The sequence below is a fragment of the Pseudomonas sp. genome (assembly GCF_036387035.1).
Taxonomy (GTDB): domain Bacteria; phylum Pseudomonadota; class Gammaproteobacteria; order Pseudomonadales; family Pseudomonadaceae; genus Aquipseudomonas.
Genome location: NZ_DASVUM010000120.1, coordinates 1 through 15865 on the forward strand (window position 1 = coordinate 1; position 15865 = coordinate 15865).

14 protein-coding genes are annotated in these 15865 nt (G+C 61.3%); 4 read left to right on the forward strand and 10 right to left on the reverse strand.

What is annotated here, in order from left to right; genetic code table 11:
• The 3 genes from VF672_RS11105 to VF672_RS11115 form a co-directional block, all read right to left on the reverse strand.
• Positions 1 to 1283: molybdopterin-dependent oxidoreductase (locus VF672_RS11105; RefSeq protein WP_331104679.1), on the reverse strand; the 1283-nt coding region annotated here is incomplete at its 3' end.
• A 2-nt stretch (positions 1284 to 1285) separates the two neighbouring features.
• Complete coding sequence (fdhD, locus tag VF672_RS11110; RefSeq protein WP_331104680.1) at positions 1286 to 2125, reverse strand: formate dehydrogenase accessory sulfurtransferase FdhD; 840 nt, start codon at positions 2123 to 2125, stop codon at positions 1286 to 1288.
• Between the two features lie 95 nt (positions 2126 to 2220).
• Positions 2221 to 3108, reverse strand: a complete 888-nt coding sequence (locus tag VF672_RS11115; protein WP_331104633.1) for a LysR family transcriptional regulator — start codon at positions 3106 to 3108, stop codon at positions 2221 to 2223.
• 162 nt (positions 3109 to 3270) lie between these two features.
• On the opposite strand from VF672_RS11115, the gene lysM reads away from it, so the two are divergent.
• Positions 3271 to 3717, forward strand: coding sequence for a peptidoglycan-binding protein LysM (lysM, locus tag VF672_RS11120; RefSeq protein WP_331104635.1), 447 nt, complete (start codon positions 3271 to 3273; stop codon positions 3715 to 3717).
• A 148-nt stretch (positions 3718 to 3865) separates the two neighbouring features.
• Here the strand turns inward: lysM and yrfG are convergent, their stop codons facing one another.
• The gene (gene yrfG, locus VF672_RS11125) at positions 3866 to 4537 is read right to left on the reverse strand and encodes a GMP/IMP nucleotidase (protein ID WP_331104637.1); all 672 of its coding nucleotides are present in this window, start codon (positions 4535 to 4537) and stop codon (positions 3866 to 3868) included.
• Between the two features lie 96 nt (positions 4538 to 4633).
• On the opposite strand from yrfG, the gene nudE reads away from it, so the two are divergent.
• Entirely contained in the window at positions 4634 to 5200 is a 567-nt protein-coding gene (nudE, locus tag VF672_RS11130) for an ADP compounds hydrolase NudE (protein WP_331104639.1), read from the forward strand.
• Entirely contained in the window at positions 5197 to 6039 is an 843-nt protein-coding gene (gene cysQ / locus VF672_RS11135) for a 3'(2'),5'-bisphosphate nucleotidase CysQ (RefSeq protein ID WP_331104641.1), read from the forward strand. The genes nudE and cysQ overlap by 4 nt, the downstream gene beginning before the upstream one ends.
• 174 nt (positions 6040 to 6213) lie before the next feature.
• Here cysQ and VF672_RS11140 read toward each other — a convergent pair whose 3' ends face one another.
• The 6 genes from VF672_RS11140 to rfbB form a co-directional block, all read right to left on the reverse strand.
• Positions 6214 to 6681, reverse strand: a complete 468-nt coding sequence (locus VF672_RS11140; protein ID WP_331104643.1) for a YiiD C-terminal domain-containing protein — start codon at positions 6679 to 6681, stop codon at positions 6214 to 6216.
• Positions 6674 to 8050 carry a sigma-54 dependent transcriptional regulator gene (locus tag VF672_RS11145; protein ID WP_331104645.1) on the reverse strand — a complete coding sequence of 459 codons (1377 nt, stop codon included), beginning with the start codon at positions 8048 to 8050 and terminating at the stop codon, positions 6674 to 6676. The genes VF672_RS11140 and VF672_RS11145 overlap by 8 nt, the downstream gene beginning before the upstream one ends.
• Positions 8047 to 9861 (reverse strand): sensor histidine kinase, encoded by a 1815-nt coding sequence (locus VF672_RS11150; RefSeq protein WP_331104647.1) that lies wholly within the window; start codon positions 9859 to 9861, stop codon positions 8047 to 8049. Before VF672_RS11150 ends, VF672_RS11145 begins: the two co-directional genes overlap by 4 nt.
• Before the next feature lie 155 nt (positions 9862 to 10016).
• Complete coding sequence (rfbC, locus tag VF672_RS11155; protein WP_331104649.1) at positions 10017 to 10562, reverse strand: dTDP-4-dehydrorhamnose 3,5-epimerase; 546 nt, start codon at positions 10560 to 10562, stop codon at positions 10017 to 10019.
• Positions 10559 to 11434 carry a glucose-1-phosphate thymidylyltransferase RfbA gene (gene rfbA, locus VF672_RS11160; RefSeq protein ID WP_331104651.1) on the reverse strand — a complete coding sequence of 292 codons (876 nt, stop codon included), beginning with the start codon at positions 11432 to 11434 and terminating at the stop codon, positions 10559 to 10561. The genes rfbC and rfbA overlap by 4 nt, the downstream gene beginning before the upstream one ends.
• Positions 11431 to 12510 (reverse strand): dTDP-glucose 4,6-dehydratase, encoded by a 1080-nt coding sequence (rfbB, locus tag VF672_RS11165; protein WP_331104653.1) that lies wholly within the window; start codon positions 12508 to 12510, stop codon positions 11431 to 11433. Before rfbB ends, rfbA begins: the two co-directional genes overlap by 4 nt.
• Positions 12511 to 12787: 277 nt before the next feature.
• Between rfbB and VF672_RS11170 the strand changes: the two genes are divergently transcribed.
• A complete protein-coding gene (locus tag VF672_RS11170; protein ID WP_331104655.1) occupies positions 12788 to 15706 on the forward strand; it encodes an aminotransferase in 2919 nt (972 codons plus the stop codon).
• Positions 15707 to 15865: the final 159 nt, after the last annotated feature.

Here is a 15865-nt window from a genome sequence, read left to right on the forward strand (position 1 = left end):
GGGCGCTCGTTGATGCCCATCGTGCGGTCGCCCTGCACGTTACTGTGGCCACGCACCGGGCACAGGCCTGCACCCGGCCGGCCAATGTTGCCGCGCAGCAGCATCAGGTTGGAGACTTCCTGAATGGTCGGCACCGAATGACGATGCTGGGTGATGCCCATCGCCCAGCACATGATCACGTTCTTGCCTTTGGCGTACATCCGCGCGGAGCGCTCGATGTCGGTCAGCGGCAGCCCGGATTGCTCGACGATGAAATCCCACGAGGTATCGTCGATGGCGGCCAGGTATTCCAGCACGCCATTGGTGTGCTCATTGAGGAAGGTGTGATCAAACACCGACGGCTCGTTCTTGGCCTGCGCTTCACGTTCCCATTGCAGCAGGAACTTCGCCATGCCGCGCAGCAATGCCATGTCGCCGCCCAATGCCGGACGGAAATACGCCGTGTTGGTCGGTTCGGAGCCGTTGCTGAGCATTTCCAGCGGGTGCTGCGGGTGCTGGAAACGTTCCAGGCCGCGCTCTTTCAGCGGGTTGACACACACCACCTGCGCGCCGCGTTTGACCGCTTCGCGCAGCGGCTCCAGCATGCGTGGGTGATTGGTGCCGGGGTTCTGGCCGAGGACGAAAATCGCGTCTGCGTGTTCGAAGTCGTCGAAGGTGACCGTGCCTTTGCCGACGCCCACGCTTTGCGACAGGGCGACGCCGCTCGCTTCGTGGCACATGTTCGAGCAATCGGGGAAGTTGTTGGTGCCGTAAGCCCGCACGAACAGCTGATACAGATACGCCGCTTCGTTGCTGGCACGGCCCGAGGTGTAGAACTCGGCCATGTTCGGGCTTGGCAGGTTGTTCAGGTGCTTGGCGATCAACGCGAAGGCGTCATCCCAAGCGATCGGCTTATAGCGATCGGTCTGGGCGTCATACACCATCGGCTCGGTCAGACGCCCTTGGTACTCCAGCCAGTAATCGCTTTGTTCAAGCAGCGAGCTGACGCTGTAGCGAGCGAAAAACGACGGGTCGACGCGGCGCTTGGTCGCTTCCCAGTTCACCGCCTTGGCGCCGTTCTCACAGAACTTGACCATGCCGCTTTCCGGCGAATCGCCCCACGCGCAGCCCGGGCAGTCGAAGCCGCCGTTCTGGTTGGTCTTGAGCATCGTACGAATGTTCTTCAGCGCGTTGTCGCTGGTCAGCCAGAAATGGGCAACGCTGATCAACGCACCCCATCCACCGGCCGGGCCCTTGTAGGGCTTGAAGCGGGGGGTCGATACCTTGTCGGCTTCTTTATGCATGCTCACGCTTGATTCTCCATCGCAGGGCTGTAGACCCGCGGCGCACTGTGTTTAGGCAAATGAATAAGGTTGAGGTTGTGGCGGCGGGCCCATTGCAGCGCCAGGCCGGTCGGCGATGACAGGCTGACGAGGGTCTGAATGCCGGCACGTAATACTTTTTGAATGAGTTCCAGGCTGCAGCGGCTGGTGACGATGGCCAGGCCGCCCGTCGTCGGGATGTCCTGGCGAATCAGCGCGCCGATCAGCTTATCCAGAGCGTTATGTCGGCCGATGTCTTCACGACCTAAAAGAATTTCGCCGCGAGCGTCCATGAACATCGCCGCATGAACCGCGCCGCAGTGTTCGCCCAATGGCTGAAATTCGCCCATGCGCTCACGCAGGCCTTTCAGCCACTCGGCCGGAGGCAGGGGCGCGCCAGGCAGGACGTTGAGCTCCGGCAACGCCTGCTCGACGGCCTCAACGCCACACAACCCGCAGCCGCTGGTCCCGGCCAGTTGTCGGCGCTGAGTTTTCAGGTTCCAGAAGGCACGGCTGGCAATTTCGACTTCTGCGGTTTGCGCAGAGCCGCAGCCGCCGAGCTTGATGTCGTAGATCTCATCAGGCGCTTCAATGATGCCGCTGCCGATGCTGAAACCGACGATAAAGTCTTCAAGGTCGGTGGGTGTAACCAGCATGACCGCCTGGCTGATGCCGTTATAGGCGATCGCCAACGCGACTTCTTCGGCAAGCACATTAGGCTCGCTGACGTCGTTTTCGAGGTTCGAGTAGCTGTAGGACTGGCTTGCGGCGGGCGCGGGCAGCTGTTTTGCGGGCGCCATCATATCCGTGTGCTTGGCGTGCATCGGCAAATTACCGGCAGAGTGAATAGGCATAAGCCTAGGCCTCAACAGGCATGGCGTCTAATTGCTAGTACTGATGCACCGATAGATGACGTCGATCAAGACCCTTCCATCATTGTGTGGTACAGGGCCAGACAGGCTTCAGCGAGTGCCGAGCGCGGCGCCGAGCGGCGCATGATCAAGCCAAGCCGGGCCAAAGTTTGAGCCTCTTCGATGGGCTGCAGCCTCAGGTGTTCGGTGAGCGATTCCAGCCCGCCATCCAATGGCATGATTGCGCAGCAAAAGCCGCCATGAACCGCTTGCAGCAACTGATGCACGGCGTCGGTCTGGATGATCGGCTGCGGGTGAAGGCCTCGGCTATGGAAGTTGTGATCGATGGATTGGCGAAAGTGCATGCCGCTGGTGAGCAGGCCCAACGGGAGTTCGGTCAGGCTTTCCCAGCTTGAGGTCTCTTCGGCAAAACTGAAGTAGCGCTGGTCGTACATGACGCCCATTCGCGTTTCGGCCAGTTGAAGAGAGTCGAAGCGGTCGGTGTCCAGTCGATCCAGATAGGAAACCCCGAGGTCCAGCCGGTTGCTGGCGAGCTGGTCGAGGATCTGCTCGGAACTCAGGGATGAGAGCTCGAAGCGCATGTTCGGGTGCAGAGAGTGCAAGCGGTGCAGCAGGGGCAGCGGATCGAAGTTCGACAGCGGCACCACGCCCAGGCGCAATGTGCCGACCAGATGCCCGCGACAGGCGGCCGCTTCGGCCTGCAAACCGTCATACGCCGCAAGGACCGTGCGCGCCCATGCCAGCACGCGCTCGCCCGGCGCAGTGAAGCCTTCGAAGCGTTGGCCGCGATTGACCAGCGGCAAATCCAGCTCTTCCTCAAGGCTGCGCAAGCGCATCGACAGGGTCGGTTGCGTAATGTGGCAACGCGCAGCGGCTTGCCCGAAGTGACGGGTTTCGTCGAGGGCGATCAGGAATTTCAGCTGTTTAATGTCCATCGTCACTTCCTTGAGGCACAGGCTGGCCGACGGAGTCTATCGCGACCGAACGTCGAATGGCTTGAAACCTTGAAGCGCAGCCGCAGGTCGGACTCTTGTCGGGCAATGTCAGCGGATTCGATGTTGCGCGGGAAACCACAACGACCCTAAAGGAATAAACCCATGAGTCTGTTCAGTTTTGTGAAGGAAGCGGGTGAGAAGCTTATCGACCTGCTCACCCCAGGAAGCGCCAACGCCAGCGACGAGCTGAAAAAGCACATCGAGACGGTCGGGTTGGGCAATCCCAACGTTCACGCAACGGTCGAAGGCGACAAGATTACGCTGACGGGCGAAGTCGCCAGTCAGGAAGAGAAAGAGAAGATCGTGCTGGCTGCCGGCAATATCGCTGGCGTGGGCAGTGTTGATGATCAGCTGACCATCGCTGCTGGCGCACCCGCAGTGGTTGCAGCGACGTTCGTTACCGTCCAGACGGGCGATACGCTGAGTGCTATTTCGCTGCGCGTTTATAAAGACGCCAACAAATACCAGAAGATCTTTGACGCGAACAAGCCGATGCTCAAAGACGTGAACAAGATCTATCCAGGTCAGGTACTTCGTATTCCGGAGTAAGCGGTTACGGCGCTGGCGGCACTCTACAGGTGCGCTGTCTCAAGGTAGCCCTTGGTAGCAACGCGCTTGCCCGCGAAGATTGAGCACATCCAATGCAGGTGATCTGGATGCGCCAATGTTTCGCGGGCAAGCGCGCCGGTACGTCCGTCTACGCTGCCGACAACCCCTGTATCAAGACTCGATAATCCTCGACGGCCTCGAACTCTTCGGTGTCTTTGGCACCCTTGCGGCTGTCGGGCTCACGCACTGCCAAGAGATGACCGATCCCGTATCGTCCGGCGCTGCGTAAGATCGGCAGGGTGTCGTCAATGAACAGGCTGCGCGCGGGATCGAACTTGATATCGTCCTGTAGCGCGTCCCAAAACTGCGGGTTTTCCTTGGGATAGCCGTAGTCATGGGAGCTGATCAAGCGCTCGAAATAGGGCGCCAGTTGCAGTCGCTCCATCTTCAACGACAACGAGTCCCGGTGAGCGTTAGTGATCATGATCACGCGTTTTCCAGCCTGCTTGATGGCGGCCAGAAACGTCTCGGCGTCGGGGCGTAAAGCGATGAGGTGAGCGATTTCAACTTTCAGTTCCTTGACCGGCAACTTCAGCTCGGTGCTCCAGAAATCAGTGCAGTACCAATTGAGCGTGCCGGCGTTTTTCTCGAAAAGTGGCATCAACTCCAGTTGCGCCATCGCCAGGCTGACACCGTGTACCTCGGCATAGCGCTTTGGCAGGTGCTCCATCCAGAAGTGATTGTCGAAATGCAGGTCGAGCAGCGTGCCGTCCATATCCAGCAGAACGGTGTCGATATCGCGCCAGGGCAAAGAAGGCATACAGGTCTCTCGGCGTTGGATAAGTCGCATGGGTTTGCGGCGAAGACATCCGCAAAAGCCACGGTATAGTACCCCGTCTACGCCAAGGAGCTTGCCATGCAGCAGAAACCTACTGTCCTCTCTCGCGAAATCGTCGCCAGCAGCCGTCTGTTCCGCGTTGAAGAAGTGCAATTGCGCTTTTCCAACGGTGTCGAGCGCACCTACGAGCGGCTGGTCGGCAGCGGCAGTGGTTATGGCGCTGTGATGATCGTGGCAATGCTGGATGCCGATCACGCCGTGCTGGTCGAAGAATACTGTGGCGGTACGGATCAATACGAGCTGTCGCTGCCCAAGGGCCTGATCGAGCCGGGCGAGGACGTGCTGGCCGCGGCCAATCGCGAACTCAAGGAAGAAGCCGGGTTTGGCGCACGTACCTTGGTGCACCTGACCGAGCTGTCGCTTTCCCCGGGTTATATGAGCCAGAAAATCCAGGTCGTGCTGGCCACCGATTTGTATGAGGAAACGCTGCCCGGTGACGAGCCGGAGCCGATGCGTGTCGACAAGGTCAATCTGCGTGAGCTTTCCACCTTGGTGCAGAACCCGCAGTTCACGGAGGGACGCGCGCTGGCGGCGCTGTACCTTGCCCGCGATCTACTGGCCGAGCGTGGAGACTTCCTGCCATGAATCCGACATTTGCCCATTTGCCACACCCGCTGCTTGCGCCCGTTATCGAGCTTTGCCGACAGGCCGGGGAAGTCATTCTGCCGTTCTGGCGCGCTGGCGTGGAGGTCACGGTCAAGTCCGATGATTCGCCTGTCACGGCCGCTGACCTGGCCGCTCACGAATTACTCGTGGCCGGGCTCAAAGCGCTGGACCCGGACATTCATATCTTGTCTGAAGAGGATGCGAACATCCCGCTGAGCGAGCGCCGTCAATGGCAGCGCTGGTGGCTGGTGGACCCGCTGGATGGCACCAAGGAATTCATTGCCGGCAGCGAAGAGTTCACCGTCAACGTGGCGCTGATCGAAAACGGTCGTGTGGTCTTCGGCGTGGTGTCGATGCCCACCAATGACCGCTGCTATTTCGGGGGCGCCGGGCTGGGTGCCTGGCGCAGTGAAGATGCGCAGCACCTCGCGCCCATTCACGTGCGTAATCAGCCTGGCGCCGGGGAGGCGTTCACCGTCGTCGCCAGTCGTCGTCACTCCAGCCCGGAACAGCAGAAATTGCTGGCCGGCCTGTCCGACGTAGTCGGTGAGATGAAGCTGACCAATATCGGCAGCTCGCTGAAGTTTTGCCTGCTGGCCGAAGGGGCTGCCGATTGCTACCCGCGTCTGGCACCGACCTCTCAGTGGGACACGGCGGCTGCGCAAGGTGTGGTGGAAGGCGCGGGTGGGGTGGTGTTGAATCTGGACGGTACGACCTTTGATTACCCGGCGCGCGAGACGCTGCTGAATTCGTTCTTCCTGGCGCTGCCGGGCGAAGCAACGTGGCGCGGAGCGTTGTTGGAACTGACGCGGGTTTAAGGCTTTTTTCTGTTGCGTCGTAGGAGCGTGGCTTTTCCCGCGATCGATCGATCGCGAAGCGGTCGCAAATCCGATCGGTGCATTTCGCTCTGGAAACCGCAGGGCTGCATTTGCGACGACTGCGTCGCCGATCGCGGGACAAGCCACGCTCCTACAGGTAGTGGCGGCATCTGTTCAGCGATGCAGCACGAACTGCCCGACGAATTCCACTGCCGTTTCTTCTGAGTCTTCAGCGACGATTCGGGTATTGAGCACCAGTCGCGCGCGGCCGCGGCGCTGGTATAGCTTGAGGAATTTCGCCCAGCTCGCCTCATCCGGTGGGTCGCAAATGGCGACGCCATCTCGGGTGACCGGCAGGGGATAGCTGATCTGACCGTCCTGAATCACGATGTGCCCGTCGTCGACGCCTGCTTCCTTGAGCCGCAGATACAACCAGCCCCAGCCCGCCAGCACGGCGCCGCAGTAGAGGCTGCCGCCGAACAAGGTGTTTTTGTGGTTAACGTTCGGCGCCAGTGGCAAGTGCAGACGAAGCTGGCATTCTTGCCATGCCAGCACCTTTATCCCCATCTCGCGGGTGAGGGGGATGTCCCGGTGCAGCACCGCTTCCAGATGTTGAGCGGACACGGGTTGAAGGTCAGTCATTATCGTCAGACCCCGCGCCGCTGAAGGTCAGACCATGTTTGCGCAGTTTGTCGTGCAGGGTTTTGCGGGGCAGGCCCAGGGCTTCGGCGAGGCTGCGGACCGAGCTGTGCGGGCGAGCGAGCTCGGCGGCGATCAGTGCTCGCTCGAACGCCTCAACCTGTTCGCTCAGCCCGCCGCCGTACGCCACCGGATCCTGTTGCGCCGCGCCTTCCAGTTCCAGCTCAAGGCCTAAAGCGAAGCGCTCAGCGGCGTTTTGCAATTCACGCACGTTGCCCGGCCAGCTGTGACGCAGCAGCAGCGCCCGGTGCCCCGGCTGCAACGGATGCCGTGGCAGGCCGTGGCGCAAGCTGGCGGTGTCGGCGAAATGCTGGAAAAGCACGAGCGCATCTTCGCCACGCTCGCGCAGCGGTGGAATACGCAACGGCGCGACGTTCAGGCGGTAATACAAGTCCGCCCGGAAACGCCCCTGATCCGCGGCCTGCCGCAAGTCTTCCTTGGTCGCTGCGATCACCCGAATATCAAGCGGGATCTGCTGATTACCGCCCAGACGCTCGACCACACGCTCTTGCAGCAAGCGCAGCAGTTTGACCTGAACGTCCATGCTCATGCTTTCGATTTCATCCAGGAACAGCGTGCCGCCGTTGGCGAATTCGAACTTGCCGATGCGGCGCTTTTGCGCGCCCGTGAACGCTCCTGACTCATGGCCGAACAGCTCGCTTTCAACCACCGATTCGGCCAGTGCGCCTGCGTTGATGGCCACGAACGGACCGTTTCGGCGAGTAGACAAATCATGCAGCGCGCGGGCGACCACTTCTTTGCCGGCGCCGGTTTCCCCCAGAATCAACACGTCGGCCTTGGTCGCGGCCAGTGCGCCGATTTGATCGCGCAGTCGCTGAATCGGCGCGGACAACCCCACCAGCCGAGTGCTCAATTGCTGACGATCGCTGAGCTCAAGCCGCAGGCTGCGGTTGTCCAGCACCAGTCGGCGCAGCGCCAGCGCGCGCCGTACGCTGTCAAGCAAGGCGTCGCTGGCGAAGGGTTTTTCCAGAAAGTCGTAAGCGCCCGCCCGCATGGCCTGCACCGCCAGTGGCACGTCGCCGTGGCCGGTGATCAGCAACACCGGCAGCTCCGGATCCTGGGCGTGCAGTTGATGGAGCAATTCGAGACCATCGATGCCCGGCATCCGGATATCGCTGACGATTACGCCCGGCCAGTCTCGCTCGATGCGCGCTTGCAGGCCTTTGGCGTCGCTGAGCGGCAGAATGTTCAGGCCGGCCAGATCCAGTGTCTGGCTCAAGGCCTGGCGCAGGTGCGGGTCGTCGTCGATCAGCACCACCTGAATCTGGCTGTCGATGGCGTCAGTGGTCATGCAGATAAGTCCTCAGACGGTTGAAGGTTGACGCCCGAGGCGCCCGTGCGCATGCGCAACGTCAGCAGCGCGCCGCCTTCCGGGTGATTGGCGAACAGCAGCTCGCCGCCGAGCGCGCGCATCAGCGTATCGCAGATCGCCAGACCCAGGCCGAGCCCCTGAGTGCGCGTCTTGGTGGTGAAAAACGGCTCGCGTGCGTGCTCCAGCGCTTCCCTGGAAAACCCCGGGCCATTGTCGCGAATGTAGAGATTGATGCCCTCGGCGTTGTGCTCGGCACTGATCCACAGTTTGCGCGGCGGGCCTTTCTCGGTCAGGGCGTCCAGCGCATTGGCCAGCAGATTCCCCAACACTTGACGCAGCCGCGTCTCGCCGGCCTGCACCCACAAGGTCGCGGCGGGCAGGTCGCGAATCAGCTCCACTTCCATCGCCCGCCGTCGCTTGGCGAGCAGGGCCAGCGCATCGTCCAGCGCCGGCTGCAGGGCCACGCTTTCAGGGGCATGCCGGTCACGCCGGGCGAAGGCACGCAGGTGCGCGATGATCGACGCCATGCGCCCGGTGAGTTCGCTGATCAGCTTGAGGTTGCCCCGCGCATCTTCAGTGCGCTGGTGATCGAGCAGCACCTCGGCGTTCTCGGCGTAGCTGCGAATCGCCGCCAGCGGTTGATTGAGTTCATGGCTGATGCTCGCCGACATCGTACCCAGCGCCGAGAGCTTGCCGGCCTGAACCAGCTCGTCCTGGGCGCGGAAAAGCTCTTGCTGCGCCTGTTCGCGCTCCAGGACTTCCTGGCGCAGCCGCTGATTGACGCCTTCCAGGTCGCAGGTCCGCTCGGCGACGCGCACTTCCAGCTCGCGGCGCGCTTTGGCCTCGAAGTTGATGCGGTCCAGATAATGCCGCCGCCGTTGCATCATCAACCCCAGCAGCAACATCAACACCAGAAGCGCCGCCCCGCCGATGGCGACAACCGTTCGCACGGGCCTGGACACGAGGACTTTGGGCGCGAGGATGTTGACGCGCCAGCCGGTCTCGTCGATCTGCTGGGTTTGCGTCAGCCAGCCGTTTTCGTCCAGTTGCAGCGGGCGCGGGTCGCGGGTCGGGTAGGGCTGAATGGCAACGATCGCCTGCTTTTCTTCCTCGCTTAGCGGCCGAGTGGCGCGGAAACGCCAGTTCGGGTTGGACGTGAGGATGACGACGCCGTTGTGGTCGGTGACAAGCAGCTGTTCCGGCGTTTTACCCCACAACGTCTCGGTGAGGTCTAGGTCGACCTTGACCACCAGCACACCAATCACGGTATCGCCTTCACGCACGGCAGCGGCGAAAAAATACCCTCGTTTGGCGGACGTCGTGCCCAAGCCGAAGAAGCGGCCAAGGTTGCCCGCCATGGCGTTGCTGAAATACGGGCGGAAGGCAAAGTTGCGGCCCACGAAACTGTCGCGCTTGTCCCAGTTCGAGGCGGCCAGGGTGTCGCCATTGGGCGCCATGAGATAGATCACCTCGGCGCCGGTCTGCCTGGCGGTGTTCATCAGCAGCACATTGGCCTGGGCCTGGGCGTGTTGGTCCTGCGGGTTCGCCAGGGTCGCGCGCAGGCCGGGCAGGTCGCCAAGAATCTGCGGCAGTACTTCATAGCGGTGCAGCGTGCCCAGCAGGTTGGCGACGTACAGATCCAGTGTCTGGCGATTCTGGCTCAGCAGCTCGTTGCGGTAATAGTGCTCGGCCAGGCGTTCGAGCGGCCACAACAGTGGGGCAAGGATCAGCGCCAGCAGGGCAAGGCTGCGCCAGCGGGGGCGACGGGGAAGGGTGTTGGTGCTGATCATGAAATCGCCGGTGGGTTCGTTGCGATGTCGAGCAGCTGCGAATGATCCCTGTCTCGCCGCCGCTCCACCTCGAGTCGGCCCATTATGCCTACCGCTGCTGCGCTAAGCACTCCAGCCCACCGTGATGCCGCTGACCAGAACTGGCAGTGGCGTGCTTACGGAAACAGGTGGGCTTCTTTCAGGAGCTTGCCGACCTGATCTTTGGCCGATAACCGAGGTGCTTCGCTCAAGCCCCAATCGATGGCCAGCTCAGGGTCGTCCCAGCGAATGCAGCGCTCGGCCGACGGCGTGTAGTAGTCGGTGGTCTTGTACAGAAACTCTGCGTAGTCGCTTAGCACCACAAAACCGTGGGCAAAGCCCTTGGGGATCCACAGCTGACGAGCATTCTCGGCCGACAGCTCCAGACCGAACCATTGGCCAAATTGCGGCGAACTGCGACGAATGTCGACGGCGATGTCCAGCACGCGGCCAGCGGTGACACGCACCAGTTTGCCCTGCGGGTTTTCGATCTGATAATGCAGCCCGCGCAGCACGCCCTTCTGCGAGCGCGAGTGATTGTCCTGCACGAACTGATCGGCTACGCCGGTGGCCTCGGCAAAGGCCCGGGCATTGAAACTTTCGTAGAAGAAGCCACGCTCATCGCCGAACACTTTGGGTTCGATGATGAGGACTTCAGGCAACTTACTGGCAATGACGTTCACTGACTTTCCCCTGCGATCTTGAACAGGTACTGACCGTATCCGGTCTTGCCGAAATAGTCAGCCCTGTTTAGCAGGTGGGCACGGTCGATCCAGCCGTTCTGGTAAGCGATCTCTTCCAGGCAAGCGACCTTCAGGCCCTGACGGTGCTCGATGGTCTGCACATATTGCGACGCGTCCAGCAGGCTGTCGTGGGTGCCGGTGTCGAGCCAGGCGAAGCCGCGGCCCAAACGCTCGACGCGCAGGTCGCCACGCTTGAGGTAAGCGTTGTTGACGTCGGTGATCTCCAGTTCGCCGCGCGGGGATGGCTGGACGTCCTTGGCGATCTGAATGACCTCATTGTCGTAGAAGTACAAGCCGGTCACGGCGTAGCTGGATTTGGGTGCCTTGGGCTTCTCTTCGATGGACAGCGCGTGGCCGTGCTCATCGAAATCGATCACGCCGAAACGCTCCGGATCCTTGACCCAGTAGCCGAACACCGTCGCGCCGCGGGTGTTTTCCGTAGCACGCTTGAGCTGCTCGCTGAAATGCTGGCCGTGGAAGATATTGTCGCCGAGAATCAGACAGACCGAGTCATCGCCGATGAACTTCTCGCCGATCAGAAACGCCTGCGCCAGGCCGTCCGGCTTGGGTTGTTCGGCGTACTGAAAACGCACGCCGAACTGACTGCCATCGCCCAGCAACGCCTTGTACTGCGGCAGGTCCAGCGGAGTGGAGATGACCAGGATGTCTTTGATGCCGGCCAGCATCAGCACCGAAATCGGGTAATAGATCATGGGTTTGTCGTAAATCGGCAGCAGCTGCTTGGAAACTCCGAGGGTGATCGGGTGCAGGCGTGTGCCAGAGCCGCCGGCCAGAACAATTCCTTTCGTCATGCGATCAGTTCCTTCACGTGGGTGCCCAGGCGTTCGCCCTGATAACTGCCGTCCTGCACGTTGCGGCACCACTCCAGGTTGTCGAGGTACCACTGCACGGTTTTGCGCAGGCCTGATTCGAACGTCTCTTCCGGCGTCCAGCCCAGTTCGCGTTCGATTTTGCTGGCGTCGATGGCGTAGCGCATGTCATGGCCGGGGCGGTCGGTCACGTAGGTGATCAGGTCCGCGTAGTTGGCCACACCTTTGCGCTGTTCAGGCGCGAGCTCTTCCAGCAACGCGCAGATGCCGCGCACGACGTCGATGTTCTTTTGTTCGTTATGGCCACCGATGTTGTAAGTCTCACCGACCTTGCCCTCGGTCACGACTTTGAACAATGCGCGGGCGTGATCTTCAACGAACAACCAGTCGCGTACCTGCAAGCCATTGCCGTACACCGGCAGCGGCTTGCCCGCCAGGGCATTGAGAATCACCAGCGGAATGAGCTTCTCGGGGAAGTGGAACGGGCCGTAATTGTTCGAGCAGTTGGTGATGACCACCGGCAACCCGTAGGTGCGCTGCCAGGCGCGAACCAGATGATCCGACGCGGCCTTGCTGGCCGAATACGGCGAGCTTGGCGCGTAGGGGGTGGTTTCGGTAAACAGGTCGTCCACGCCATGCAGGTCGCCATACACCTCGTCCGTGGAAATGTGGTGGAAGCGGAAGGCTGCGCGCTCGGCTTCGGGCAACGTCAGCCAGTAGCTGCGGGTCGCTTCCAGCAGGCTGTAGGTGCCGACGATGTTGGTCTGAATGAACTCCGACGGGCCGTCAATCGAACGGTCGACGTGGGACTCGGCCGCCAGGTGCATGATCGCGTCGGGCTTGAAGCGCGCCAGGACTTTGCTCACCGCAGCCTGGTCAACGATGTCCTGTTGCACGAACTCATACCGGGTGTTGGTGGCAATGCCCTGCAGCGATTCAAGATTCCCGGCATAGGTCAGCTTGTCGAAATTGAGGACGTCGTGATCGGTGTGGTTGATCAGATGACGGATCAGCGCAGAGCCGATAAAGCCGGCGCCACCGGTAACAAGTATTCGCATGGATAAACCTTCTTCCCTGGAAAGACGTAAACGATGGAGCATAGCTTGTGGGGGGTTGCTGACGGGCGCAAGGCGCAAACTGCCGACAGGCGATGATATTAATTGATGGCCCATGGCGATTAGCGCCATAAAACCGCCGCACCTGTTTCATGGGTGCAACGGTCGCGCTATCTATCGGTTCGTTAATGTATTTCTTCAAGGGTGCCTGCCCCGGGGTTGCTTAACTGATGCGCAACTGGCGATATTGCGGGCGCGCCTCTCTCTCAGGACCTCATACATGTCACTCGATACCTTGATTCGTCGCTCCAGCCTGCCCTGTCCGGAGGTCGATGCCGCGCAGGCCGCCCAATGGCTGGCGACGTATTACCGGATGTCGGGAACGTTGAAGGAGCTGGGCAGCCATCAAGACCGAAACTTCTTGGTGGACTGCGGTGACGGGCGGCGTTTCGTTCTCAAGATCTGTCACGGCGATTACTCAACCACCGAACTTGCCGCGCAGCATGCCGCACTCCGGCATCTGGGCGGCGTTGCGCAGGTGCGTGTCCCTGCTGTGATGCCGACGCTGAAGGGTGAGGACCTGTTGTCACTCGAGCATAATGGCAATGCGGTGCACCTGCGCCTGCTTGAGTTTATCGATGGACAGTCACTGGCCCATGTCGCGCATTTGAGCCGGCACGTCGTGACGGGATTGGCGCAGCTCTGCGCCCGTGTCGATGTGGCGCTGGCCGGTTTCGAACACCCCGGCCTGGAGCGTGTGTTGCAGTGGGACCCGCGACACGCCTTTGCGCTGATCGAGCACTTGCTTCCCGTCATCACCGATGCCGACAAGCGCGCCTGTATCGAGCAAGCCGCTGAACAGGCTCAGGCCTATTTACTGCCGCTGGAGGCTTCGCTGCAGGTGCAGGCCATTCACATGGACATCACTGAGTACAACGTCGTCTGGGCCCGAGACACCCATCGCCAATGGCAGCTTCAAGGCCTTATCGACTTCGGCGATCTGGTGCGCACATGGCGCATCGCAGACCTTTCAGTGACCTGCGCTGCGCTGTTGCACCACGCCGAGGGCGATCCGTTTTTCATCCTGCCCGCCATTCAGGCTTATCAGAGTGTCAATCCGCTTGAGAACGAGGAGCTGCTGGCGCTGTGGCCGTTGATCGTCGCGCGCTCGGCGGTTCTGGTCCTGAGCAGCGAGCAACAGGCGAGCATCGAGCCGGATAACCTGTACATTCAGGCCAATCTGGCCAGCGAATGGAACATCTTCGACGTCGCCACTTCCGTCCCGATTGCGCTGATGGAAGCAGCGATTCTTGCCGCGGTGGGTGAGGTGGAGATGGAGGACGAGATCGAGTCTTTCTCACCGCTGTTGCCGAGCCTGAAGGGGCAAAGCTTCACCCTCGTCGACCTGGGCGTGCTCAGCGAGTATTTCGTCGCCGGCAACTGGGAACGGAGCGGTATCGATGAACGCTTGCTGAGGGATGCGGCTCAACGCCATGGCTTGGCCGCCAGTCGCTATGGCGAATACCGGCTGTCCCGCACGCTGCCCGACAGCGCGATAGAACCGGACACTTTCGCCCTGCATGCCGAACTGCAGATTCCCCAGGACACTGCGGTTCATGCGCCGTTTGCCGGGCGCCTGCGTCACACCGCCGATGGCGCGCTGCAACTGGTGGGCGCCGAAGTGAGCCTGCGCCTGTGGGGCGTGGGCTCTGATGTCGATACCGGCGTTGAGTTCGGCGCGGGCGAAGTGCTCGGGCAGGGCGGCGGCGCGTTGATCGTGCAGTTGTGCGTGGAGCCGGATGTGAGCCCGCCGTTGTTTACAACGCCTTCGCGTGCAGCAGCCTGGCGCGCCCTGTGCCCATCACCCAAAAGGCTGTTGGGTTTCGACTGCGACGCGCCGACGCTTGCCGACCCCGCCGCATTGCTGGCCCGCCGCGACGCCAGCTTCGCCCGTTCGCAAAAGCATTATTACCAGGCCCCGCCGCAGATTGAGCGAGGCTGGCGCAATCACCTGATCGACATGCAGGGCCGGTCTTACCTGGACATGCTCAACAACGTTGCGGTGCTCGGTCATGGCCACCCGCGTATGGCCGAGGTCGCTGCGCGGCAGTGGTCGCTGCTGAACACTAACTCGCGCTTCCATTACGCGGCCATCGCCGAGTTTTCCGAACGACTCTTGAAGTTGGCGCCTGCCGGCATGGACCGCGTGTTTCTGGTGAACAGCGGCACCGAGGCGAATGATCTGGCGATTCGCCTGGCGTGGGCCTACAGCGGCGGGCGAGATGTTCTCAGCGTGCTGGAGGCTTATCACGGTTGGTCGGTGGCGACCGACGCCATCTCGACATCCATCGCCGACAATCCTCAAGCGCTGGACACACGACCGGACTGGGTGCACCCCGTGGCTGCGCCCAATACGTATCGTGGTGAGTTTCGTGGCCCGGACAGCACGCCCTTTTATCTGCGCAGCGTAGACGCGCACTTGAACGCACTGGCAACGCGAGGACGGCAAGTGGCGGGCTTCATTTGCGAGCCGGTGTATGGCAACGCTGGCGGGATTTCACTGCCGCCGGGCTATTTGCAGCAGGTGTACGCAAAGGTTCGCGCCCAGGGCGGCGTGTGCATCGCCGATGAGGTGCAGGTGGGTTACGGCCGTCTGGGCCATTACTTTTGGGGCTTTGAAGAGCAGGGCGTGGTGCCGGACATCATCACCATGGCCAAAGGCATGGGAAACGGTCATCCGCTCGGTGCCGTGATCACCCGCCGCGAGATCGCCGAGGCGCTGGAGGCCGAGGGCTATTTCTTCTCGTCGTCAGGTGGCAGCCCGGTGAGCTGCCGCATTGGCATGGCGGTGCTTGATGTCATGGAGGAAGAGCGCTTGTGGGAAAACGCCCAGGTGGTCGGCGACTATTTCAAGGAGCGCCTGCTGGCGCTGATCGACACACATCCGCTGGCCGGCGCCGCCCATGGCTCGGGGTTCTATCTGGGGCTTGAGTTGATCCGCGACCGGGAGACCCTGGAACCCGCGACCGAGGAAACGGCCTACCTGTGCGAGCGGCTTCGTGAACTGGGCATCTTCATGCAGCCCACGGGCGATTACTTGAATGTGCTGAAGATCAAGCCGCCGATGGTGACTGACCGTCGAGGCGTGGACTTTTTTGTCGACAGCGTGTCGAAGGTGCTGCGTGAGCTCGAGGACTGAACTGTGAAGCTGCTGGGTTGAAGGTGTCCTGACGTCGATATATATCGGCTTTATTTGCCTGTTATGGTGAAATGGCGTCACCCTTCGTTTTTAAATCCGATTTTTATCGTCTGATGCGCGTCCCTTGTCCGCCGTAGACGCCCGCGTCGTTTCATGGAG